Source organism: Gracilibacillus timonensis, from assembly GCF_900086715.1.
Taxonomy (GTDB): Bacteria; Bacillota; Bacilli; order Bacillales; family Amphibacillaceae; genus Gracilibacillus; species Gracilibacillus timonensis.
The window spans coordinates 301,562-327,452 of record NZ_FLKH01000011.1 but is presented as its reverse complement, the minus strand read 5'-3'; the positions used below and the strand labels follow the sequence as shown (position 1 = coordinate 327,452).

The 25,891-nt window shown below is 37.9% G+C and carries 20 protein-coding genes; 6 read left to right on the top strand and 14 right to left on the bottom strand.

What is annotated here, in order from left to right:
• Positions 1–99: 99 nt before the first annotated feature.
• Positions 100–5,088 (bottom strand): OmpL47-type beta-barrel domain-containing protein, encoded by a 4,989-nt coding sequence (locus BN6556_RS08880; protein ID WP_066189910.1) that lies wholly within the window; start codon positions 5,086–5,088, stop codon positions 100–102.
• A gap of 248 nt (positions 5,089–5,336) precedes the next feature.
• Between BN6556_RS08880 and BN6556_RS22060 the strand changes: the two genes are divergently transcribed.
• Positions 5,337–5,486, top strand: a complete 150-nt coding sequence (locus BN6556_RS22060) for a hypothetical protein (RefSeq protein ID WP_161485679.1) — start codon at positions 5,337–5,339, stop codon at positions 5,484–5,486.
• Positions 5,487–5,598: 112 nt separating this feature from the next.
• On the opposite strand, the gene BN6556_RS08875 is transcribed toward BN6556_RS22060, so the two are convergent.
• The 11 genes from BN6556_RS08875 to BN6556_RS08825 form a co-directional block, all read right to left on the bottom strand.
• Complete coding sequence (locus BN6556_RS08875; RefSeq protein WP_066189907.1) at positions 5,599–5,892, bottom strand: hypothetical protein; 294 nt, start codon at positions 5,890–5,892, stop codon at positions 5,599–5,601.
• A gap of 300 nt (positions 5,893–6,192) precedes the next feature.
• On the bottom strand, positions 6,193–6,855 hold the full coding sequence (locus BN6556_RS08870) for a CadD family cadmium resistance transporter (RefSeq protein WP_066189904.1): 663 nt from the start codon (positions 6,853–6,855) through the stop codon (positions 6,193–6,195).
• A 223-nt stretch (positions 6,856–7,078) separates the two neighbouring features.
• Positions 7,079–8,500, bottom strand: coding sequence for a dihydrolipoyl dehydrogenase (gene lpdA, locus BN6556_RS08865; protein ID WP_066189901.1), 1,422 nt, complete (start codon positions 8,498–8,500; stop codon positions 7,079–7,081).
• Between the two features lie 208 nt (positions 8,501–8,708).
• Positions 8,709–11,117 (bottom strand): heavy metal translocating P-type ATPase, encoded by a 2,409-nt coding sequence (locus BN6556_RS08860; RefSeq protein ID WP_066189899.1) that lies wholly within the window; start codon positions 11,115–11,117, stop codon positions 8,709–8,711.
• A gap of 246 nt (positions 11,118–11,363) precedes the next feature.
• The gene (locus BN6556_RS08855) at positions 11,364–11,804 is read right to left on the bottom strand and encodes a ZIP family metal transporter (RefSeq protein ID WP_235817479.1); all 441 of its coding nucleotides are present in this window, start codon (positions 11,802–11,804) and stop codon (positions 11,364–11,366) included.
• A 150-nt stretch (positions 11,805–11,954) separates the two neighbouring features.
• On the bottom strand, positions 11,955–12,209 hold the full coding sequence (locus BN6556_RS08850; RefSeq protein WP_066189527.1) for a DUF5348 domain-containing protein: 255 nt from the start codon (positions 12,207–12,209) through the stop codon (positions 11,955–11,957).
• Positions 12,206–13,006, bottom strand: a complete 801-nt coding sequence (locus tag BN6556_RS08845; RefSeq protein ID WP_066189525.1) for an ExeA family protein — start codon at positions 13,004–13,006, stop codon at positions 12,206–12,208. The genes BN6556_RS08850 and BN6556_RS08845 overlap by 4 nt, the downstream gene beginning before the upstream one ends.
• Positions 12,999–14,267 carry a DDE-type integrase/transposase/recombinase gene (locus tag BN6556_RS08840; protein WP_066189521.1) on the bottom strand — a complete coding sequence of 423 codons (1,269 nt, stop codon included), beginning with the start codon at positions 14,265–14,267 and terminating at the stop codon, positions 12,999–13,001. The genes BN6556_RS08845 and BN6556_RS08840 overlap by 8 nt, the downstream gene beginning before the upstream one ends.
• An 86-nt stretch (positions 14,268–14,353) precedes the next feature.
• Positions 14,354–14,935, bottom strand: a complete 582-nt coding sequence (locus BN6556_RS08835; RefSeq protein WP_066189519.1) for a DUF6431 domain-containing protein — start codon at positions 14,933–14,935, stop codon at positions 14,354–14,356.
• Between the two features lie 119 nt (positions 14,936–15,054).
• Positions 15,055–15,390 carry a ZIP family metal transporter gene (locus BN6556_RS08830; protein ID WP_235817478.1) on the bottom strand — a complete coding sequence of 112 codons (336 nt, stop codon included), beginning with the start codon at positions 15,388–15,390 and terminating at the stop codon, positions 15,055–15,057.
• Between the two features lie 253 nt (positions 15,391–15,643).
• Complete coding sequence (locus BN6556_RS08825; protein WP_002454665.1) at positions 15,644–16,045, bottom strand: ArsR/SmtB family transcription factor; 402 nt, start codon at positions 16,043–16,045, stop codon at positions 15,644–15,646.
• Positions 16,046–16,204: 159 nt separating this feature from the next.
• Between BN6556_RS08825 and lspA the strand changes: the two genes are divergently transcribed.
• The gene (gene lspA / locus BN6556_RS08820; protein ID WP_162493120.1) at positions 16,205–16,681 is read left to right on the top strand and encodes a signal peptidase II; all 477 of its coding nucleotides are present in this window, start codon (positions 16,205–16,207) and stop codon (positions 16,679–16,681) included.
• 101 nt (positions 16,682–16,782) lie between these two features.
• Here lspA and BN6556_RS21550 read toward each other — a convergent pair whose 3' ends face one another.
• Positions 16,783–17,499, bottom strand: a complete 717-nt coding sequence (locus BN6556_RS21550; protein ID WP_078060000.1) for a cytochrome c biogenesis CcdA family protein — start codon at positions 17,497–17,499, stop codon at positions 16,783–16,785.
• A 536-nt stretch (positions 17,500–18,035) separates the two neighbouring features.
• The gene (locus BN6556_RS08810; protein WP_066189896.1) at positions 18,036–19,295 is read right to left on the bottom strand and encodes a cytochrome P450; all 1,260 of its coding nucleotides are present in this window, start codon (positions 19,293–19,295) and stop codon (positions 18,036–18,038) included.
• 383 nt (positions 19,296–19,678) lie between these two features.
• Between BN6556_RS08810 and BN6556_RS08805 the strand changes: the two genes are divergently transcribed.
• The 4 genes from BN6556_RS08805 (at position 19,679) to BN6556_RS08790 (ending at position 25,882) form a co-directional block, all read left to right on the top strand.
• Positions 19,679–20,230 carry a recombinase family protein gene (locus tag BN6556_RS08805; RefSeq protein ID WP_066191254.1) on the top strand — a complete coding sequence of 184 codons (552 nt, stop codon included), beginning with the start codon at positions 19,679–19,681 and terminating at the stop codon, positions 20,228–20,230.
• 36 nt (positions 20,231–20,266) lie between these two features.
• A complete protein-coding gene (locus BN6556_RS08800; protein WP_066189894.1) occupies positions 20,267–23,215 on the top strand; it encodes a Tn3 family transposase in 2,949 nt (982 codons plus the stop codon).
• Between the two features lie 161 nt (positions 23,216–23,376).
• A complete protein-coding gene (locus tag BN6556_RS08795) occupies positions 23,377–23,745 on the top strand; it encodes an ArsR/SmtB family transcription factor (RefSeq protein ID WP_066189891.1) in 369 nt (122 codons plus the stop codon).
• Positions 23,738–25,882, top strand: coding sequence for a heavy metal translocating P-type ATPase (locus tag BN6556_RS08790; protein ID WP_066189888.1), 2,145 nt, complete (start codon positions 23,738–23,740; stop codon positions 25,880–25,882). Before BN6556_RS08795 ends, BN6556_RS08790 begins: the two co-directional genes overlap by 8 nt.
• Positions 25,883–25,891 lie beyond the last annotated feature (9 nt).

Sequence of the window (25,891 nt, the reverse complement as noted above, 5' to 3'; positions counted from 1 at the left end):
TGAAATATCTATAAAAAGACCTAAACATCCTGCTATTCTAGTGTCAGAATACAGGGGCGTTTAGGTCATTGAAAATTATGTTCTATACTTCTATCCGTCCTATAGATGATCCTCGTTATACTTCCTTTTTCGATGGATGAACCATAAGCCGCTCCCCAAAACAATGAATACGATACCAGTAATCACCCAATTATATTGATTCGTTGCGGTAGCTGGCAAGGAAGTGGGCTCTTCCTCTGCGGATTTATCGTCTTTTGGTTCTTGCGCTGGTCCCTTCGCTTCTGGTTTTTCTTTTACTTCTGGTTTTTCCTTCCCTGATGATTCTTCTTTCACTGGTGGTTCTTCCTTTATCTCTTCTTCCACAAACACACCGTATATCGAGAAGTCGGATACCGTTGTGCTGATGGCGTTACCTTCTATGGTTCCGCCAATTCGTTGCCATTCATTCCGATAATGATAAAGACCTGCCTCTTCCCTTCCATCTGTAACGCCCATTGTCAGGGTGAAGTCTCCGCTATAATCCTTCTGTCCGTCTGGATAAGTAAAGAGAAAATCATATACTTCTCCAGCCTGCGTTAGACCTTCCTGTTCTTCTACTTCTACAGTATGAACTTGCAACATCGTACCTGGTGGAAGAGTAGCAGGCAATTGAATCGTTGTTTGTGTGTCTTTAACAGTCACCGTGATTCCCGGAAATACTTCTACTGGTGGTTCATCTAATATAATTTCTAGGCTCGCTGGGATTTCAGGTTCTTTCGGTTCTTCTTGTACTGGGACATACACATAAGTCACCGTTAGGACTGCTTTGGTAAACACACCATCTACATTCTCTGGGTTTTCGATTAACTCATAACCCTCTATTTCTTTTGCTTCTGTGTGATACACTTCTCCGATCTTGCCGGTTAGTTCTTCAGAATCAGCTAATGCGTTACCTGCTTCATCTACATAGATGACTTCTACTGGCATTCCTTGGGCTTTCTCCGTTGTTACCTCTACTGTGGCAGAAGCGGTATTATCAGATGGATCGATAGCTGCTAGTTCATACTGATAAGTCATACCTGCTTCTACGGTCTGATCGGTAAAGGTGACTGCTTCCCCATCGATACGAGCTAGCTCTTCGCCATCTCTGGATAAAATATACTTTTTGATTCCTGCTATATCTTTAGCAGAAAAGGTTAACACGATTTCTTCTGTCATGACTTCCGTTGCCTCCAGTGAAAGATCGGTTGGTGCCGTTGTATCTTTGACACGAACTTCACGAGTGGCACTGGCGATATTATCGGAGCTATCCTTCACGATATAGGTCACATGATAAGTTCCAGGCTCGCTGGTGTTGACACCTCCCGTAATGGCAACTGCTTCACTGATATCTCCATCATAATTATCGGTCGCTACTGCTCCTGGTTCCTCATAGCTGTCACCAAGCTCCAACGTGATTGCTGTTTCCCCATTTAGAGTAACTTCTGGTGCAGTCGTATCGACGACTTCCACCGCACGAGTGACTTTGGTTGTGTTTCCAGAGTCATCTTCTACTTCATAGGTAACGTGATAGATTCCTAGTTTTGTTATATCGATCGTCTCTAGGATATTCATTTGATCACTTATATCATCGCCTGCTTGATTGATTGCCGTGGCACCAAGCTCTTCGTACGCAGTATCTACTTCTAATCGCAGCGGATTGTCTCCGTTTAAATGAATAATAGGAGATGTCTCATACACGACATGTACCGTTCGAGTCTTGCTTGTTTCATTGCCTGCTTGATCTTGTGCGGTATAAGTTAATTCATACACACCTGTTTGACTCGAATTTACTTTTCCAGTCACTTCCACAGCAACATCATCGCTAAAGTTATCTTCCACTTCATAACCAGGATCTTCAAAAGCAGCCTTATATCCGACAAACATCGGATTATCACCTAATAACGTTAATGCAGGATCAGTGCGGTCGATTTTCACTCTGGCTTCCGTTACGTCACTCTCATTTCCTGCCTTATCTACCGTGCGAGCGTAAACCGTGGTGATTCCTTCTTCTGTTATCGCCAAACCCTCGGCATAGGTGCTCCAACCTTCGTTCTCATTTAGTTGGTATTCTATCGTTCCATCCCCTTCACCGTTTCTCAGTTCTACTACAACAGTATCTGCATTCGTCCACTCGCCAGTTTCGACATCAATCTCAGGTTTATTGGGAGGGCTTCGTTTAATTTGGACAATGGCATCCGTTATGTCACTAACATTCCCCGCTTTATCGATGGTACGCGCTTCGATTTTGGTCTCACCTGCTTCAGTGGTCGATAAAGGCTGATCATAGGTTAGCCATTCTCCTTCCCCAATTCGATACTGCGTTTGATCGACACCACTTTCCTGATCTTCCCCTGCCGTAATTGATGTCGTTATTTCTTCGGCGTTGGTCCATCCTTCTTCACTCAACCGAATGGATGGATCAGAAGGAGGGGTTTGATCCACACGGATTGTACGAGTTTCTTCCGCTTGATTTCCCGCCTGATCCACAGCTGTCAGCGTGATGGTATATGTTCCTGCTTCTGCAATGGAAAAAGCGTGCGTAAAACCATCTACATTGTCCAGCTCTTCTTCATTAACTGTTATCGCCCATTCCTTGATGATTGGATCGGTTGCTTCCATGAATAGATACACCGTTTGATTAGTCCATGTATTGTTTTCATAGTCCTTTTCTTTGTTTCCTTGTGTCATATCTATGGTGATGTCTGGATTACTTTGATCAATTTTTACCGTTGCTTTAACTATATCACTACTATTTCCTGCTTCGTCCATAGCTCTGGCATAAATAGTGGTTTTACCTTCTTTAGTGATAGGAAACGCTTCTTCATATGCTGACCAGCCTTCTTCCTCTGTTCCATCCAACTGGTATTCGATTGTTACAACATTTTCCTCCGCCTCGATAGTCACTTCCACTTCGTCATTCGTCCAATCCGTTGTAGCTGGACGGATTTCTGGAGCCTCTGGTGGTGTGTTATTCAATATAAAAGGATTTGTCACCACTTGCGTCTGATTTCCTGCATGGTCTGTCGCTTGAACATGCAAATACCAGTCACCATCTGCTTCTGCTTTTGTCAATTCCTCTTCATTATCAAAAGCTTCCCAATCCGCCTCGTTGTCTGGTGCGTCATCACTTTCTGACCAAGTATAAACAAGCGAATCTTCATCTAACCCGCTACCTTCATCTGTCACGGTTACCTTCGTAGTAACTGCTTGTGCCGCGTTTGCATTACCGTTTGGATCAAAAGCAATTTCCGGCTCCGTCTTGTCTATTTTAACCGTAGCTTCAACCAGATTACTCTGATTCTCTGCCTGATCCAGCGTCCGTGCCTCCAGCTTGGTTTCTCCTTCTGTTTCCAGCTTAACTTCACCTGAATCATCCAGCGTATGCCAGTTTCCCCAGTCCTCGCTTCCCGCTTCCTGCAGTCGGTATTCGGTTTTATCTACACCGCTGTGGTCATCTTCTCCAGCAGTTATCATCACCGTTACTTCCTCATTTGTCCATTCATCGGGTGCCTTTATTTCCGGCGGGTTCGGACTGGTGTTATCCACCTGAAATACTTCCGAATGCAGATGAAAATCTTCACCCTGCATGTCTGTCCCTTGTATATGAAGATAATATTCTCCTGTCGCCTTTTCGGGTGTTAAGATAGTCTCCGATTGACCATCGCTATCTAATGTTAATGCTTCCCATCCTTCATTTGGCAGCATTTTTTCTGTCGCCCATGCATACTGAATTTCCTCAGAAACTTCGACAAATTTATTTACCGTTATCATCAGTTCGTATTCCTGAGCCCATGTGTCTCCTCCACCATTTGGGTCAAACATTACATCTGCCACCATCACTTCATTATCATCGGAAATAAAGTTATCGGACTTCAGTGTTAAAGTGGGATGTACATCAAAATAATAGACTACTGGAAGCGGGAGTAAATTACCATCTCTACTGACTGTATGCGCCATTGTATTATCATTAGGGACATACGTTCGCAACCACATTTCCTGTTCGGGATTATCTAAAAACCCTTTTTCCGAACTAAAGTATTTGCTGTAATGCATCCATTCTTCATTGGACAATAAACCCACGTTGGCATTTACTTGCTCCTCATTCCCCTCATCAATTCTCCACATTCTTTCTTCTATGACCGCTTGTTCCGCAGAGGTAAACGCCTCGTTATAGTACTCCTCGTTTAAATAATGAGCAAGTTGACTTTCATCCTCTGGATCAAATCGATTCGACAAAGAGGATTCATTATCAGAGTCAAAAGGCCTCCATCCAATTGATTCCTTGCTGAAGATATACCCCTCGTCCGGATCGAGCACAATCCATGTTTTATCAGAAAAAGTAATTTCATCACCTGGGTCTAAATCTTTCAGTTGTTTTGAAAGTTCTGGCACAATTACTTCGTTGTCATCAGATACAAAAATGTCAGATTCCAGTGTTAGAGCAGGACGCACAATGGCATTAGTGTCGTCCACTTTAAGATTATTTAGATAACCAACCTCCCAGACCGCCCATACACTATCATTACTGGAGGAATATGGCGTTCGTAACCACATCTTCTGTTCTGGATTATCTAAAAACCCTTGTTCCGGACTAAAGTCTTTGCTGTAGTGTATCCATTCTTCATAGGACAATAAACCCACGTTGGCATTTACTTGCTCCTCATTCCCATCGCCGACACCATTTATATCAATACTTTCAATTCCCCATGTTCTTTCTTCTATGACAGCTTGTTCCGCAAAGGTAAATGCCTCGTTATAGTAATCCTCGTTTAAATAATAAGCAAGATTGTTTTCATCCTCTGGATCCAATCGATTCGACAATGGGGATTCATTATCAAAAGGCTTTGTTCCAATTGATTCCTTGCTGAAGATATACCCCTCGTCCGGATCGAGCACAATCCATTCCGAACCAGCAAAAGTAATTTCCTCACCTTGATTCAAATCCTTCAACTGTTGCTGTCCTGACTCCTCTGCATAAATATTCTGTGACTCCATAGAGGGAAATAATGGGCTGACCAGCAAGATTATCAGCATAAAAATAACGGTTTTACGTTTTCGTTTCGGCATCTGATCCATCCTTTTCATTTTTAAGACTATGTAATAGAAACAAGTATAAAATCTCTACCTGTTTTTTTAGATGCATGTTAGTTCATGATACCTGTATTTCCAACCATTGTCGTCCACCTTTTGCGCAAAAAAATTGCAAAGGTGGAGGAAGGGGGTGGAGACGTTTTATTCTCCCAACACTTTCTATCATAAATTGGCGAGAAAAGAACCACCATTTCGGCATTTATAGACTTATTTGCGAGAAGTTTATGGTTTGTGAAAAAGAAATCCTGCCATGGATTGCCTATACGTATAGGGATGACGAAGCCTTTCAAGCATATATCATCCAATTCAGGAAGAATACGTTAAGTGAATTTGTCTATCAGGTCATTAAAGGTGAAAACCAGCCAAATCCATAGGGGTTATTCAAAAATCCGTGTTGTTTAACACCGCATATGACAATCGTCTTGTTTGAGTTTGCCTCTATTTAAATGTTTAAAAAACCCTTATGACGTTGATATGTCATAAGGGTTAATTCTGAAATATTAATTCTTTCGTTCTTCTGGGTAGATCATCCTTGTAGTGTTCTAAAATAAACTTCGCCCAATAGTGTGGTCCCATATGTTGAGACCATTCCACATCACTTGTTAAATGATCACTCATTTCTTGCTTCCAAAGCCTCTTTTTAGCTGTTGGAAGATCAACATTATACCTTTCTTGTAGAACTTTCACAATTTCATCTCTGAATAATGGATAACCATTTTCTTGTTCAGATTTCAAAAGAAGCACCAATTCTTCTTTGGTCATACGATTCTTTTTTATCATGTGCTTTCACCACCCTTACATACTTTATTACATTATATGTGAAAATAGCTTGATTGTGTATTGATAATGGATCATAAGTTCCATATTTCGCAATTTCCTCATAAAATAAATAATCCACCCCTTTATTCAAATATTCATTTGAATGTATATGGCAGTTATGGGGTACAGCCAACATTTCGGAAATTTTGTACGCTAAGCAAAATATAGATGAGCGTATCCATAGAATTATTTGTCAGAGGATAAATATTTACTCTAAATATCAAAGTCCTACTGTAAATCAGAGGTACTTTTGAGAAATTTTTAATTCACTAAACTCAAAATGGCGCGGAAAGTTTCGTTCTCCACCATAATATATATTCCTAATCCTATAAACACAATTGGGATAATCCAGCGGCCGTATTTCTCAAGTGTTTCAGAAACATATCTGAACCTTGCTAGACGATAGCCAATTAAACACCAGACAGCAACCATTATAAAGAAAGTAACAACTGTAATTATCAGTTGGCTGTTATTTAAGGTAGAAAAGAATGGAACATAAATTCCAATATTGTCTCCGCCATTGGCGAATGTGATAAAGGCTACACTTAAATAGAACTTATTAAATTTGTTTAAGCTGGAAAGAATGTTACCTTCATCCTCATCTTCACCCTTTATAAAGAGTTTTACTCCTAGATAAATCGGTATTAACCCTAGCAAACCTACCCACTGATCAGGAATGAGTGTTACTCCAAATGTTGCTAAGAGACTGATTAAAACTAAAAGTGCAAAACCAAGATATTGGCCAATGACTATATCTCTTGGAAAAATACGGTTTCCTTTCGATTCCATGCTAACTACTCCGCTGTTACTCGTTTGAGCTTGTGACCTTGCCTGAGAGAACAGCAACATCAAGACAAAAATATCATCGACATTGGTTACTATAAAAGAACCTAAAGCAGAGAGAATGGTTAAAATTAAATTCATTTATATCAACTCCTTCATCGTTCATAAACAGTTAGAAAAACGATTGGATATATTTCATAATTTATATTAACCCAGTTCATTAGAGATTCATGAATAGTGATTAAACCATACCATCCGGAATTTTATACAGTAATGCACCCATCAATAAAAATGTGCATGAATCTCCATCCTTTAATAAAAAATTCAACCTGCACTATAAAAAGTGCAGGTCTGCCTGCATTCATTATTGTTTTTTATTCAACATATGTATAGCATGTCCCATCACACCTTCTGCTGCCTCCATAAGTGGCTCCGGTAAGGTTGGATGAGCATGAATCGTGAGGCTAAGATCTTCCGCATTTGCCCCAGCCTCAATCGCAAAAACGGCCTCTGCAATCAGAGAGGATACCTCCGGCCCTACCATCTGTACTCCTAACACTCTTTTCGTATTCTTTTCGGCTACAACTTGTACAAAGCCATCTGCATCCGAGACAGATAACGCCCTAGCATTTGCTTGGAATGGAAAACGACTGGATACTGTTTCGTATCCTTTTTCCTTTGCTTCCTTCTCTGTTAAACCTGTATAGGCTACTTCAGGATCGCTGAAAATAACAAAAGGCATCGCTTGAAAATCAATCACACTGTTTTGACCGCTGATCACTTCTGCTGCTATCTTCGCTTCATAACTAGCTTTATGAGCAAGGAGGTCACCACCAGCACAATCCCCTATTGCATAAACATGGTCAACGTTTGTTTGACATTTGTTATTTATCTTAATAAAACCTCGGTCGTCTAACTCTACTCCGATATTTTCCAGACCGATTTTTCCTGTGTTTGGTTTTCTCCCAATAGAAACTAAGCAATAATCACCTTGAATATTTTCTTCCTTTCCATCAACTTGAACATGAACGTTAACTTCATCCCCTGTATTTTCCCCACCTTGAACTAGCGCATCTGTTATAACAGTGACTCCAAGTTCCTTTAAATGACGTTTTACCGTTTTTGTTAGGATAGGATCCGTCCCAGACAAAATTGTATCCGATCCCTCAAGGATGGTCACTTTTGCCCCAAACTTTGCATAAGCAGTACCTAACTCTAATCCGATATAACCACCACCTACCACAACTAAATGATTGGGTACCTCCTGTAGTTGCAATGCCTCGGTTGAAGAGATAATTCTTTTTTGATCAAATGGCATACTTTTTAACTCGACTGGCAAAGAACCTATTGCAAGAATTAAATCTTTGTAAGAAAAAATTTGTTCTTCATTCTCTATTTTTATTTTTGCAATATGTGCTTCAGTGAGATAGGCTTCCCCATTGATGACCTCTACACCATTTCCTTTTAACAAGGTGCGAATCCCATTTGTTAGCTTGTTAACGATTCCATCCTTCCACTTCACTACTTCTGGCATATCTATTTCAATATCTCCCGACACCTTGATGCCCATTGCATTGGCATGTTTAATATGTTTGACTCGTTCAGATGCACTAATTAGTGCCTTTGATGGTATACAGCCGCGATTGAGACAAACCCCTCCTAGCTCGGCCTTATCAACCAAGACCACTTTTTTTCCTAATTGAGCAGCACGTATAGCCGCCACATAACCTCCGGACCCTGCTCCTATCACTAATAGATCTACATCTTTTTTCCCTTCCCTGGTCATTCTAGTTTCCTCCTTTGATGAGTAAAAAATAATTACTACTATTTACACTTAAGAATATGGTTGTGCAATATATAACTAATACAAATAACTTTTTTCTTACTTTAACCTATTTTTCTTCACTTATTAGACTAAACTCGACATTTAAAAAAATTAACCTATATTTGATGAAAAGGGCTTTCCAAATTATAAACGGAAAGCCCTTTTACTTTTACTCTTTCACTCGCATAAGTCGTAAACCATTCAACGCTACAAGAAGGGTTGCCCCCATATCTGAAACGATAGCAATCCACAGTGTTAACCAACCAGGGATAACCAAAAGCAAAGCAATCAATTTAATTGCAATAGCAAAAGTAATGTTTGACTTAATTATATTTAGTGCTTTACGACTAAGTTTTACAGTAAAAGGAAGTTTTGTTAAATCGTCCCCCATTAGAGCAACGTCTGCCGTTTCTAGTGCTGTATCAGTGCCAGCACCCCCCATTGCTATTCCAACAGTAGAAGCAGCTAATGCAGGGGCATCATTGACACCATCTCCAACCATGGCTACATTGCTGTATTGAGATCTAAATTGTTTAATATAATCTAATTTATCTTGTGGCATCAGTTCAGCCTGAACATCCGATACTCCGACATGACTACCAATCGCATGCGCAGTACCTTTGTTATCACCTGTAAGCATAATAGTATTTTTGATGCCAAGTTGATGTAGTTTTTGAATGACTTCTTTACTTGATTCACGTACTTCATCTGCTACTGCAATAATAGCTAGTATTTCTTTGTCAGTTCCAAAGACCATAGCAGTTTTCCCTTGATTTTGAAGTGCTGTAACTTTTTCCTCTAAATTATTATCAAAACTAGAGTTTGACAGTTCCTTAAATAGTTTTGGACTTCCAATATAATAGGTTTTTCCGTCCACTGTACCCTTAATTCCTTTTCCCGTAATGGAGGAGAAGTCATCTACCACAACATCTGAATAAGAAATATTCGCCTCTTCTGCTCTTTTCATGATTGCTGATGCAAGAGGGTGCTGAGAACGATACTCTAATGCAGTAATGATGGATAGCATTTCATTTTCATCTATCTGTTTGTTTAACACGTTAAAATCAGTTACAACAGGAACTCCTTTTGTTAGTGTACCCGTTTTATCAAATGCTATGGCTTTTAAGGCACCCATTTCTTCTAAATAAACGCCACCTTTTATAAGGACACCTTTTTTCGCTGCATTCCCGATAGCCGATACAATCGAAATCGGAGTGGAAATAACCAACGCACAAGGACAACCAACAACAAGAACAGCTAATCCTTGATAAATCCATGTTTCCCAACTGCCATCAAAGAATAATGGAGGGACTATAGCAACTAATGCTGCAATGATCATAATAATCGGTGTGTAATATTTTGCGAATTTATCAACAAATGCTTGCGAAGGAGCACGTTCCCCTTGTGCTTCCTCTACAAGATGAATAATTTTTGAAATGGTTGTATCTTCTACTAATTTAGTTATTTCTACTTCAAGTAATCCTTCTTCATTTATAGTACCTGCAAATACTTCATCGTCAGTCGTTTTTTCAACAGGGACTGACTCACCTGTAATGGCTGCTTGATTCACAGCAGAGTACCCACTTACAACCACACCGTCCATGGCAATCTTTTGACCAGGTTTGACAATCATAATATCTCTAACCGCAATATCATCTACATGGATCATCATTTCTTGACCATTTCGTCTAACAAGTGCCTCTTTAGGTGCAATGTCCATTAATGAACGAATCGATTGTCTTGCCTTATCCATAGAGAAACGTTCTAGAGCTTCACTTATCGCAAAGAGTATGACAACAATAGAAACTTCTGCCCATTCACCTATAATGGCACCACCTATAACAGCCACTGTCATAAGTGTTTTCATGTCAAATTCAAAGCGCAACAAGTTTTGGAAACCGACTTTAAAGAGCGATAATCCCCCGATTAACATCGATGCTACAAATAATAATGTAGTAACAATGTTCTCATCCCCATTTACAAATGATGAAAGGTATCCGAAAACAATCAATAAGGTCGAATAGAGTAAAGTACTGTGCTTTTTATAAAATGGCACTTTTTCTTCTTTTTCAACCTCTTTCTCCTCTTTAACCTCTTGTGTGGCTTGACGTACAGGTTTTTCCGGAGCCACTTTAAGGTTCTCGAAAGCACCTGCATCTTCTAATTCTTCAATCGTTGCTTCACCGTATACAGAAATTTTAGATGCTCCAAAATTCACTTTTGCATCCTCCACACTCGGAATTTTTTTAACATTTCTTTCAAACTTCCCTGCACAGTTTGTGCATGAAAACCCTTCAACACGATATATATTTTTGTCTTTTTTAGCCTCTTGCGGAGCCTGCCGCCTAGGTTTTTCTGGAGCCACTTTAAGGTTCTCAAAGGCACCTGCTTTTTCTAATTCTTCAACCGTTGCTTCTCCGTAAACGGAAATTTTGGATGCTCCAAAATTTACTTTTGCATCCTCTACTCCCGGAATTTTTTTAACATTTTTTTCAAATTTACCTGCACAGTTTGCGCATGAAAATCCATCAACACGATAGACATATTTCTCCTCTAATGGCTTCGTTGCTTCACTCATATTTAATAACCTCCTTCTTAATTAACCATATCTTTTATCAATCAATGCATGTGGAATTCCTATTTTCTTGACCACCTCTCATTATGATATTCATTTGAATATTACGTTATGTTGCTATTATATATCCACACATATAGATAGTCAAATGATTATTTGATTGTATTTTAAATTTTTTTGCTAAGACTAAACTCAACTTTTCTGTTTAATTTCCTCAACTTATTATTCAAGGCTATTCCTTTAATATTTTCATTCCAACCCAACAACTCCTATGATCCAAGAAGCTATATAGAAAACGGCTACACCAAGCAAAACGTAAAGACCAGTTTTTCGATTTTCAGATTGATTAACAACTGGAAGTAAGTCCGTTGCTGCAACATATAGAAAAACACCTGCTGAAAAGGACAAAGCAATTCTTGCAAAAGAATCGCCAAGTACTTCAGCTGCAAATTCTGTGTCACTGAGTAGCCATACTAAAGCCCCTCCAAATATAGTAGCCAAAGCCAGTACTGCAGAGGCAATAAACGCCTTTTTCCTGTCATTAAATACTACAAGAACAATCGAAGAAATGGTTAAGCCATCTGGTATTTTATGAAGTAATACAGCAACAAACACAAGGAAACCTAATTCACTGCTTACTTCGAATCCCGCAACAATGGAGACCCCATCAAAGAAACTATGAATGGTCATTCCTGTAAACTACCACATTAATTCAGACATCCTTTTCCATTTTATATCAGAGAGAAATCTGGAGTAATGTGCTCGTTTATTCATTTAATTTCCGATTTGAAAAAACTTTGTAAAATTATTTCAGATACTATTCCAGAAAAAATGCCCCTTTTAAGAGGCATTTCCTGATGTGATATCTATGTATTCTATACGAACTTTGTAAACCTCGAATACACGTAAATTAAATGCTACATCTTCATCTAATATCACATACCACTCTTGATCTTCTTTTCCTAAATATGCTTTGAAATAATGCTTTTGAATACGTAATTCAAAAGCCATTCCTTCAAATGTTTCATAGTCTTGCTGGCCAATCCAGATCTTCCATCCCTGTAAATCAAATATCATGATTCCTTGCCGCATCATAGGCCACTTTCCTCTGTTGCCATACGAACAATCTCTTCATCAATTTGTTGTTTTTTTAACTGCGCTCCATACAGAAGACAATTTGAAGCTAATGTGTTAATGATGCGTGGCCATCCTTGCGAACGTAAAGCGATAGCTTCTAAACCTGTCTCTGTAAAAATCGGCATCTTTGCCCCTGCCAGTTTTAACTGATGCTCCATATAAGCAGTAACGTCTTCTTTATTCAATGGCTGGAATTGGTATCTCATAATAATTCGTTGAGCCAACGGGCGATGGTGATTCAAATGGAGCCGCGTTTTCAAATGCGGCAGACCAGCTAGTATCAGAATAAATGGATTCGACGAATCCATTTGGAAATTGAAAAGAATAGCTAAGTCCTGTAAAAAAGCATCTTTTGCCATATGCATTTCATCTAAAATAAATATGGGCGTTATTTTACGCTCCTGCTCCATCCGTTCAATTCCTTGTTGAATCTGACGAAATAAATCTACTTTACGAAACTTAGGTTCTTCTCCTAGTCCGTATGCTAGCCCCCGGTAGAAATCCATCACCCCTCCGGTGGACAACGGAAAATAGACGACATGGTATAAGGCTGGGTTAAGTGAATTCTTAAAGGCTCGTAAGGTGTACGTCTTCCCAGCACCAGGGTCACCTATCAACAACCCAATTCCTTTAGACTTTTGTAAATACCCAAGACCATTCATTGCCTCTTGATAACTCGTCGATTGGAAGGCATTTGTTGCTGTTGCTTCCTTGGTAAAGGCTTCCTTTGCTAAGGAATAGTATGTTTTATACATGATCCTTTCCCTCCTCCTGCCTTGCTTCAGAGAGAGAAAACGGCGATGGTCCACGTTTGATATGGGCGTTATCGTGGATGGTGACCGCTCTGGCTTCAGCTGCCTTTTTTCCGTCCTCAAATACATAAACATGTTGTTCATCCATACGAACTTCAATTCGCTGACCAATATATTCCGAAGGAACTTCATATAACTGCTTGTCCAATGTAATCGTTCCATCTTGCTTTACTTTTCTCTCTACCCGTCTTAAAAAGATGGTTTCTAAAATAGAGAGGTCCTCTAAAAAGCTGATTCGATCTAGCTGCGATTGGAATACTTCATGTGGCGTTTTTCCTTCTAAGGAAGCGTGTACTCTCCGATGATAATCCTCTTCGAGCCAACACCAGAATCTCTCATTTAATTCCTCCAAAGAGGTAGCTGGATTGGTTTGAAGTAGTGGATAAAAACGCGTTTGTATCGTCTTAAATAACCTTTCTATTTTCCCTTTGCTTTTAGGATCGTAGGGTTGCGTATGAGCTAAGGTAATTCCTAATTGGGCACATGCATACTGTAGCGTTTCTGACCGATAGATCTTTCCATTATCTGCATAAATGATGTTTGGCTTTCCTCTGCGTATGAATGCCTCTTTGGTCACTTCTCTTAAACCATCAAATTTCTCAGAAGAGAAAAATTGTCCATACGGTACCAATCTCGAACAATCATCAATATAAGCAATAAGAAACGTTTTCTTCATTTTTCCATTAACCGGGACATAAGGGCCGTGTGATAAATCTGCCTGCCATAGTACATTGACTTTATCATGCGCAAAGCGTTTTCGTTCTTTCTCTGGATGATAATGAATATAATTCCTTCCTGCCATCTTGTGTTTTTTTAGTAATCGGTTTATAGTAGAGTAAGAGATTTGATTTTTGTTGATTTCTCCATTTCCTATTAGTTGTTCGTAGAAAACACTAACAGGCATATGGAGAAATTTTTTTCGTGTTTCTAGTATATGATCTTTGTCATCCGGAGATAATCTTCTGGCGCCCCCTCGATCAGAACGCCTTTTAGGCTTTAATGCATCAAATCCATTCCTTCGGTAATGCAGATGCCATTCTTGCATTGTCTTGGCTGCAACCTTTCGTTCCCCATAATAAGGAATCGTATGCATTTTCCCTTCCATTTCTTTCAAATAATCCTTTGGCTTTACTTGTCCATTCAAAAGTGGGGCAATCAATCCATAACGAAATAAAGCAATTTCTTCCCGTGTTTTTTCATTCATGAACTTTTCCTCCTTTTTATAGAAGGATAACCGGTTATCCATTGCTTTTATTCTACTTTGTCCTTCCCATCAGTGCTAGGAAAAGTCTATGTGGGATGAATAGTATTCTTTTTTGGTGGTAAATATGGTAGAATTAATTTGCCCATAAAATAGGATGATAAATGACCCCAGCTCCTTCGGAAGAAGGAGGTTGATTCGCCAAAATCTTGGATCATTGTCACGTATTTTTGGGCTTCTTTTTTTATATCCTTCGTGAAACCCAATTGATATCCTGCGTCTGTAAAAAAGCTATGGGTCCAATGGATGCTTTCATAAAAACGTTTCAGATGTTGTTCTAATTGCTGGCGACTTCCTTTTACTTTCTCTCCCTTAAGCACACTGCTTAATCTTTCCATCATGGTATCCAATGTATGTTGAAAATAGGGAATTAAGAAACTCGGTAAAATAGAGATCGTTACTTGACAAACCAAACACCTGAAACGACATATAGGAATGTGTAGTTCCTCTTCCTGGTTTATTCCGTATCTCCAATAATAACCATGTCTGTGCAAGTTTCCATAAGCAATTGCTTGGCAATTTGGGCACCATTTAAATAACGGAAAGTTATTCTTTTTTCCTTTCTTCTCATATTCTTCTATCCCAATTCCAAAGTCGTGTAAAAAAATCATTAAAAAACTCCCCCTTATAATATGCAAAAAATTTAGCATATTACTTCAGGAAAGTACAGTAATTATCCTGGAGGAGTTTGAACAAGATAACCCTATTTGAGAGGAAATAAAGTGATGCTTTACATCATTCCGATAAAGGCACCTAAACCGCCCGTTTTTTTACTGAGTTTATCCTCATGTGTTTCATAGCCGAAATGAAAATGAGTTGTGAGGATTCTTTGAAAGGCAAATAATACTAAAAATCCTATTAATATATAGATTCCATTTTCAGGTGAATTTTCTAATCCTTCTGGCATTAGATCAAGAATACCTATGGATAAAAGAAAACCTGCACTAAAAGCCATTAAATATGTAAGAGCTTTGGGGGACCATTCTTTTCTCACGACAATAAGTCCTCCAACAAGATTAGCTATACTTGTGAGTAACACAAGAGATACTACAGTCCATGAGAACATTACAAACTCTCCTTACTTTAATTCATTCCATTTCACAAATAATTTGGACCATCAGGGTACAATTCAGAGAAAAAACAAGATTTAAGCCCCAGTGGATACCAGGGCTTAAATCTCCTGAGATGATTTTTTATCTACTGGTCTTTTCTTAGGTAATTTTTATGGTTTATTTTTGAGCAACTGCATTCCATCATGTAAAACGGAGGACTGAGTTGTTTGTAACATTTTAACTAATTTTTCCCAACACTCATCACATTTACTTCTTTTCCTTCAACTGTAGTGCTTCTTGCATAAGGTGATGCACATGATTACTTACTAGCCTATAAAAAACCATCTTCCCTTTTTTACGGTACTCGGCAAGCCCCATATTACGTAACATACGTAGGTGGTGTGAAGCAGTAGCATTCGTAGAACCAATAATCGTTGCTACATCACAGACACACATTTCATCTTCTTGCGTAAGTGCATAAACAATTTTCAACCGTGTATCATCCGCAAAAACTTTAAACAATTGTGATAAGCCATCCGTTTGACCGACTTCCTGCTGACGGCGCTCAACCTTTTCTGGGTCAAATATAAATGTCTCACAAGCATCTTTTCCCCTTGATTTTATACCATCTAAATCATGTTCTTTTTTATTTATGGAAGTAATACTCAAAACAACCCCTCCTCTGTAATTAGTGTATACAATAACATTCAAATTATTATTTGTATATATATTAGTATAAATAATATAACGTTTTATTGCAACAATAAAATATACATTTGTTCGTTATATCATGGTATACTTTAAAATAATGAATATTGGAGGAGGAGAATCAGGATCTACTATATCATTGCAGTCATCGTTTTAATCATTGATCAACTATGGAAATCTGCGATTGTCAAATGGATGGAAATAGGTCAAACCATTCCTTTATGGGAAGGAGTATTCCATATTACTTCTCTTCGAAATAAAGGAGCAGCATTTGGAATTTTGCAAGGTCAACGCTGGTTTTTTATTATTGTAACGTTAATTGTTGTACTGGGTATCATTTATTATTTACAAACAGAAGGAAGGAATAACCGACGAATCTCTTTTGCCTTATCACTGTTGCTAGGTGGAGCATTAGGGAACTTTTTTGACCGCTTGATTAGAGGAGAAGTAGTAGATAGCCTTGATTTTCGGCTCATTGATTATCCTATCTTTAATCTCGCTGATGTTTTCATAGTTTCTGGTGTTGCTTTAATGATATTGGATATGTGGTTGGAAACTCGTACGGGGCAACAAAAACAGGAAAATGAAAAAGTATAGTTTAAAACGAGGATTTTTAGTGGAATTAGGAACACAAAAACCAAATATAAATGTACAAAAAATCGGTTCATTCGTAATATAGAGAACCGATTCTTTAATAGCTATTCAAAAAAGAAATACAAACCGACAAGAAATAATCCAACGCCAATTGCTTTACTCAAGAGTTTCTGCCACCTTACCATCCATCTGGTATTCTTCAATACCCTAGCCAACCATCCAATGATCAAAAAGGGCGTGCCATGTCCGATCCCATATACTAGTAACAAAAGGGTACTTTTAACTAATGACCCAGTAATTGATGCGAAGGCGATCATAGCAATAATCATAGGTGTTGTACATGGTGATGGTGTAAGGCCAAACAAGGTACCTAACGAGTAAGCCTTCATTATAGGATTACGAGGTTTTTGTTGTTTTTTTTCAGGTTTGGAATAAAAGGTAACAACTCTAAAAGGAAGTAACCCTAGAAAGTGATGAAGCCTTAAACCGAGAACATAAAATCCAATTAATAAAAATAAGAAACCTAGAAAATTATGAAATAAATCTTCATATTGTTCCGTCCATTCTAATACTTGCTCACCAAAAAAAATACTAACCACACCAAGAATCGTGAACGTAAGTGTAAAAGAAATCATAAAAGTCAAAGTGATGGGTAAAATGCTTTTGTTTTTAGATTCTCCTTTAAAAGCAAAGATACTGGAAGCCATCCCTAGCATACAGGGATTAAAGCTTGTCAATAATCCGACCGAAAAACTAACTATTAATGCAATAGAGAAATGTATATTTGCCAATTGGTCTATAATATGTGTCGCCCACTCCATTTTTATCACTCCTTGTACAAGTCTATTTAAGGATGATAAATATTAGTCATATTTTTTAATAGAATTTGTGTTAACACTAAATAAAACTTAAAATTCCCTTTTATCAATATCAAACAATAAACGTCACAACGTAAAACAACAGAGGTTCCAGCAGCATTTAAATAAAAAACCGATTTTCAAAAAGTTGAGAATCGATTGTGATTAAATATCTGGAAAATCTCTTTTAAATTGTTTCCATAAAGGAATTGAACATTCAGGTAAAGTCTTGGATTCGAGTGACAGTCAATTCCAAAAAAACCTCCGTACAATTTGGCATACGGAGGGAGGGGAGACTTACCAGTTACGTATCTCTTCATCATCAAGGCAGCCGGATTAAAAATGCAGCATAATTTATTTGGTTTGATTTGCTGCATGAATTGAAAAAGCAGCCTAAGAGGGTGTTTTATCTCTGTCTCATTTTACTATGTCAGTCTAGTTAGGCTGGTTTTTCATAGAATTTCATAGGTTGAACTCTTAGTAATCCTAGTAGGAATTAATCATATCCTTCTCTTAACATCTTTAATCACTACTTTACTATGAGGAATACTTGGAACTCTCACCATGCTGTAACTTAAATCCTGGTTAGGAACTTCATATTCCATTCGGTTAGCCAAATAATCAAGACTTACTTTCATGACTTCAATGGTGGCCCACTCTCCGGCACAGCGATGCCCCATAAAGTAATCACCACCACCCTGCGGAATAAAGCTAAAAGGACTGCCTTCCCATTTGTGAAACCTATCAGGTCTGAAAACGTCAGGATTTACCCAAATTTCAGGGTCATGATTTGTTCCATATATATCCAGTAAAGTTAATGTGCCTTCTTCAAATTTATAGCCTTTCCAGGTGAAATCTTTTTTTACTAATGCTACGACAAAAGGAAAAAACGGATAAAAACGGCGAACTTCCTGTACAAACATCTGAGAATACTTTTCGTCATGGGATTCAAGCTTCTCCCTTTCTTCTGGAAAATGATGCAATGCCAGCGCAGTGAAATTGATGAATATAGCGATTGCCACAATAGGTCTCAAGATATTGATCACTTCCACAACAGCAGTCTCGATATCCAAAAGATTCCCTTCTAAATCGCGATGCCAGGAGAATCTATGGAGAGCTGTATCTTCTGGAGGATTTATTTCCCCGTTACGCACCTTATCGACCAGATCACCAATCCTATTTTCTGCTTTATTCCGTGCATTTCTCCCAAGCCAATGGTTTGGACCAACTGCAGCCGGAGACTCGAACATCGCGGCCAAGTGTTTTGTCATTTCTTTAACATCGTTTTCTTCCAACGGGACGCCTGCCCACTGGCAGGCTGTTCTGCACAGGACTTCTTTAACTTCTTCGTAAAGAATAACTTGATCCACCTGTTTCCATTTATTTAGTGCTATCTCCCACTGTTTTTTTGTAATGTCTGTTAGGCTTTGAAGTCCCTCAGGAGACATGATAGACATAAACATTTCCTTCCGATGTTTGTGATCTTGTCCATCTAACGCCTGAACACCATTCTTCCCGAACAATGTTTGAACCGCCCGGTTCGGTGCTGCATCTTTCCTTTTGAATTTCTCAGTGTCATAAAAAACTTCTGCAGCTTCCTTTCCTACCATGCAGATCGCTTTCTTGCCAAGTAATCGGGTCTCAAAAACATTAGAATTAAAACTTTGGCGTCTGTTCAAAATGTACATATATCCTTCTCTCATAAGGCTCAAGCTATGAACTATTCCTTCTTCCCGAGGCATTTGATTTTTATCTGACATAGCATTCATCTCCATTTTAATTAATGATGATTTTATTATTTGTAACTTTTTCCTATTTACTCTCAAAAGAAACTTTGATTTGTCCCATCCGTGTTCAACTTGACATTTTATAAACTTCTTAACGAGAAGAATTGCAAATTGCTCTTAGTCAGGACTCAATCAACAATCTTCTATTCAATAATAGAACCTATTGTAAATTGGTGAAGACAAGACCCCTAAACGGACGTTTATGGAACTAAAAATAATTTTATCAGAAAACAACCTTTCTCTATTAATTCACAGAACCAAAACTCATTCCCAAAAACAAAGTCACATTTTTAATTACTAAGTCCCTTTTTGGTGCTACAATAAGTTTATAAACAACTTGAAGTAGGTGATGAATGTTGATTTTTGGTTACGCACGAGTGAGTACGGTGGAACAAAACTTGGATATGCAAGTTGATGCTTTAACCAAATTTGGAGTGGAAAAGATTTATAAAGAAAAGTTAACCGGTACAAGAAAAGACAGACCTCAATTAGAAGAGCTTCTTAAAGTCTTACGTACTGGCGACAAAATTGTTGTATATAAACTTGATCGTATTTCACGTTCTACAAAACACCTTATTGAACTTAGTGAATTATTCAACGATTTGGGAGTCGGTTTTGTATCTATTACTGACAGTATTGATACTTCAACTGCAATGGGTAAATTTTTCTTTCGTACAATGGCAAGCATTGCAGAATTAGAACGAGATATTATAAGTGAAAGAACAAAGTCTGGTCTTCAAGCAGCACGTGCCAGAGGGAGGAAAGGTGGTAGACCAAATAAAAATAGCGACAAAGTAGAAATGGCGATAAAAATGTATACGAGCAAGGATTACACAATTAACCAAATCACAGAAGCAACAGGAATCAGTAAAACCTCACTGTATAGATACTTAGAAAAAGTAAATTAGGAACATACCAAAATTACTTATAAGGATTGATTTAACTTGAGTGTAAAAGAATTACTGACACCAGAACAAAGAAGGGATATCTTAAACCTTAATAATTTATCGGAATTTGAATTCACTTCATATTACAGTCTATCTGACTATGATATTGAAGTTATAAATCGCCACAGAAGAGACCATAATCGACTGGGATTTGCGCTCCAATTATGCATACTAAGAAATCCTGGTTGTACTTTAAATAACATGTTAGAGATACCAGATAACCTTATTACCTATGTGGCTAAACAAATTGATGTAGACCCAGACGTTTTCTCTTCATATGCTCAACGCGATACAACAAGACGTGAGCATTTAGAGGAAATACGTCAAGTATATGGATATAGAAATTTTAATAATACTAATTATCGTACGTCTTCTAATGCTCTTTTAAAATCCGCATTAGAAAATGGAAATACAATGTATCTAGTACGTAATGCAATTGATTTATTACGAAAAGAAAAAATAATATTGCCTGTAATACCAACATTAGAGAGAATGGTTTGGTTAGCAAGAACACGTGCAGAGAAAAAAATATATGCCATACTAATCAGTAATCTTTCTGAAAGAAATAAGCACGGACTAGAAAAGTTGATTGATTTAACTGTAAGTAATAACAAAACACAATTAGCTTGGCTTCGAGAAATTCCTGGTCAGTCATCACCAGATTCCTTTTTAAAGGTCATAAAAAGATTACAGTACATTAAAGAAATGAATATCACTGCCGATACCTCATTAATACATCCCAATAGACTTTTGCAATTAGCGCGAACTGGGGCAAGGTATGAACCACATTCCTTTAGAAGATTTAAAGAAGATAGAAGATATGCATTATTGATCGCTCACTTATTAACTCTTTCCCAAGACTTAACTGATCATGCCATTGAAATTCATGATAGACAAATGATGGTGTTACAATCAAAAGGAAGAAAAACTCAAGAAGAAATGCAAAAGCAAAACGGTAAATCGGTCAATGAAAAAGTAGTGCATTATGCAGATATAGGGACGGCTTTAATCAAAGCTAAAGAACAAGGAATCGATCCTTACGTGGCACTTGAACAGGTAATGACTTGGGAGAAAATTGTAGAATCTATTGAAGAAGCTAAAGTATTATCAAGACCAATGGATTATGATTACCTCGATTTAATAAAAACACGATATAACTATTTAAGAAAATATACTCCAGTCCTGTTGAATTCTTTAATGTTCCAATCTACTAAATCAGCAGATCCTTTGTTGAAAGCAATGGATACGATACGTGAATTAAATGATTCCGGAAAAAGAAAAATCCCTGATGGATCACCTTTGGATTTTGTTCCTAAACGTTGGCAAAAACATGTTTTTGATGATGAAGGTAACATTAACCGTCAATATTATGAAATGGCTGCTTTAACAGAACTCAAAAACTATATCCGATCTGGTGATGTTTGGGTTGAAGGCAGTCGATTACATAAGGACTTTGAAGAATATTTAGTGTCAAAGGACGATTGGGAAAAAGCAAAGGTTAAAGGGAATAAGATAGCTGTAAAAGTAAGTTTTGATCAGTATATACAGGAAAGAATGGAAACTTTAAATACTAAACTACATTGGATTTCAAAAAACATTGACAAGGTCGAAAGTATCAACATTGAAAAACAAAAAATACATGTTGAGAGACTACAAGCAGATACTCCCGAAGAATCTAGAAACTTTAGCTTATCTCTTTATAATATGCTTCCAAGGGTTAAACTCACTGATTTATTAATGGAAGTTGCTGAATGGACTGGATTTGAAGAATCATTTGTTCACGCTTCTTCAAATCACCCACCTAAGGGGGAGGAAAAATCCATAGTAATGGCTGCCTTGATGGCGATGGGTACGAATATTGGACTAACTAAAATGGCAGAAGCAACGCCTGATATTTCATATCGCCAGATGGCTAATGTTATGCAATGGAGATTACATGAAGATGCAATGACACGGGCCCAAGCTACACTGGTAAACTACCAACACCGTCTATCCTTGGCTTCATATTGGGGAGATGGATCAACATCCTCTTCGGATGGTATGCGTGTACCTGTTGGTGTATCATCATTACATGCAGATTCAAACCCGCATTATGGAACTGGGAAAGGGACAACAATTTACCGTTTTACAAGTGATCAATTTTCTTCATTTTATGCAAAAGTTATTAATACGAATGCCAGAGATGCTGTACATGTGATAGATGGATTATTACATCATGAATCTGACCTTACAATAGAAGAGCATTACACTGATACAGCCGGATACACGGATCAGGTTTTCGGATTAAGTCATTTGTTAGGATTTCGTTTTGCACCTAGGCTAAGAGATATAAGTGACACAAAATTATATACCATTTCTTCCCCCAAAGATTTTCCAAACATAAAAGGCATACTTCAGGGTAAGATTAACACAAACGTTATTAAAGAAAATTTTGATGATGTATTAAGGCTGGCGCATTCAATTCGGGAAGGAAGAGTTTCTGGATCATTAATCATGGGGAAGTTAGGTTCATATGCAAGGCAAAACAAAGTAGCCACAGCCCTTCGAGAGATTGGGAGAATTGAAAAAACAATTTTTATTCTTGATTATATTACAAATGAAACATTAAGAAGAAGGATACATCGTGGGCTAAATAAAGGTGAAGCCATGAATGGATTGGCTAGGGCTTTATTCTTTGGTAAACGTGGTGAATTCAGAGAGCGAGGCATACAAGATCAACTCCAAAGAGCTAGTGCATTAAATATATTAATCAATGCAATAAGCTTATGGAACACTGTATATTTGGGTGAAGTGACAAAAGAGTTTAAGAAAAAGGATGTTCTAAAAGAAAATTTACTTCCACACATTTCACCTTTAGGATGGGGACATATTAATTTTCTTGGGGAATATAAATTTGATTCGAATAGCTTGCCAGGGAATTCTCTAAGATCATTGAATAAAAGTTAAATTAAAGTATAAGCCAAATTCCCTAACGTACAGGTATTTGGCTATATTTATGTCAAAATGTGCTTAGCGTACAAAATTTCCGAAATGTTGGCGGTACCCCGTTATGATATCATTGTACATTATAATCAAATATATATTTGAATGATGATGGAGTGATCCTATTGATTAAAAAAGACATGTGTGAAGTTTATTGTTATGACGAGGAAAAAGTCCACCGTATACAGGAAGAATTACAAAATGAAAATTTGTCTCGTGTTTCTCAATTATTCAAAGTACTGGCAGATGAGAATAGAACAAAAATATCTTACGCGTTATGCATTGATGAAGAGCTATGTGTTTGCGACATTGCAAATATCATTGGTTCAACCGTAGCAACTGCCTCCCACCATTTACGGACACTTCATAAACAAAAAATTGTGAAGTATAGAAAGGAAGGTAAACTTGCCTTTTACTCATTGGATGATGAACACATTAAGCAGTTAATTTTCATTACGTTAACTCATCAAAAAGAGGCGAAAGTAAATGTCTGAATCACTCACAAAAAAAGAAACAAAAACATATCGAGTGCAAGGATTTAGTTGTGCAGGCTGTGCGAAAACATTTGAAAATAACATCAAGAAATTACAAGGTGTGGAGGATGCCGAAGTGAATTTTGGAGCATCAAAGGTATATGTTCAAGGTCAAACCACTGTTGAGGAATTAGAAAAAGCAGGGGCATTTGAACATTTAAAAGTTCGAGATGAAAACGAACAAAAAGTAGATCATGAACCTTTTTGGAGGCAAAAAGAAACGATCAAAGTTTATATTTCCGCTATATTACTTTTAGTTAGTTGGTTTTTAGGAAAACAATTCGGAGAAGAACACCTCCTTCCGACAATCGGATATGCAGTATCCATTTTAATCGGGGGGTATACCTTATTTATAAAAGGGCTTAGAAACCTCAGCAGATTACAATTTGATATGAATACACTGATGACGATTGCTATTATCGGTGCTGCCATTCTCGGAGAATGGATGGAAGGAGCAACGGTTGTTATCCTTTTTGCTATTAGTGAAGCGTTAGAACATTTCTCGATGGATAAAGCCCGTCAGTCGATTGAATCGTTAATGGACATTGCTCCAAAAGAAGCGCTCATTCGCCGAGGAAATAAAGAAATGCATGTTCATGTAGATGATATTCAAATGGGCGATACGATGATTGTAAAATCTGGTCAAAAATTAGCAATGGATGGCTTGGTGGTTAAAGGTACTTCTACCTTGAATCAGGCTGCCATTACAGGTGAAAGCGTTCCTGTTGCCAAAACCGTAGATGACGAAGTTTTTGCTGGAACACTAAATGAAGAAGGATCGCTTGAAGTTAGAGTAACCAAACGAGTGGAAGACACCACACTTTCTAGAATCATTCACCTTGTCGAAGAAGCACAAGCAGAACGAGCACCTTCTCAGGCATTCGTGGATAAATTCGCCCAATATTATACGCCAGCTATTGTTATTTTAGCTATCTTGATAGCTGTTATGCCGCCATTATTGATTGGTGGCGATTGGAGTACATGGATTTATCAAGGATTAGCTGCTCTTGTAGTTGGTTGTCCTTGTGCTCTTGTTGTTTCTACACCAGTAGCTGTCGTAACCGCTATAGGGAATGCTGCAAAAAATGGCGTGTTAATTAAAGGTGGCGTTTATTTAGAAGAGACCGGAAATCTAAAAACCATTGCGTTTGATAAGACAGGAACCCTAACCAAAGGAATTCCTGTCGTTACAGATATTATCACTGTTAATGGTAACGAAGATGAACTACTGACAATTACCGCTGCCATGGAGAAAGGATCGCAACATCCTCTTGCTTCTGCCATTATAAAAAAGGCAGAAGCAAGAGGATTACATTTTAATGATGTACCTATGGAAGAATTTCAATCTATTACAGGAAAAGGCGTTACAGCAAGGATCAATAATGAAATATATTATGTGGGCAGCCCAAGTCTCTTTGAAGAATTGTATATTTCAATAGCATGGGAGCAAAAAGAAACCATCACTCATTTACAAACAACAGGAAAAACAGTCATGGTTTTAGGAACAAAAACCGAAATCCTTGCTTTCATTGCGGTAGCAGATGAATTAAGAGCATCATCCAAAGCAGTCATCAACAAACTCAATCATCTAGGAATCGAAACAGTCATGCTGACAGGTGACAACCAGCGAACGGCAAATGCCATTGGAAAACAAATTGGGGTTACGGATGTTGAATCTAATTTACTGCCAGAAGATAAGTTAACTTTCATTAGGGAGCTTCGGGAAAAACGTCAAAATGTAGCCATGATTGGGGATGGCGTAAATGACGCTCCTGCACTTGCAGCTTCTACAGTTGGAGTTGCCATGGGTGGTGCAGGAACAGATACAGCATTAGAAACAGCGAATATCGCTTTGATGTCTGATGATTTAACAAAACTGCCTTACACCATTCAATTAAGTCAAAAAGCATTGTCCATTATCAAACAAAATATTACCTTCTCTCTGGTAATTAAAGCACTTGCTTTGTTGTTAGTCGCACCTGGTTGGTTAACATTATGGATCGCCATTTTTTCAGATATGGGAGCAACATTACTTGTGACCTTGAATAGCTTACGATTATTAAAAAGAAAAGAAGAAAATGGTGTTCCATACGTTTGATAAAAAGAA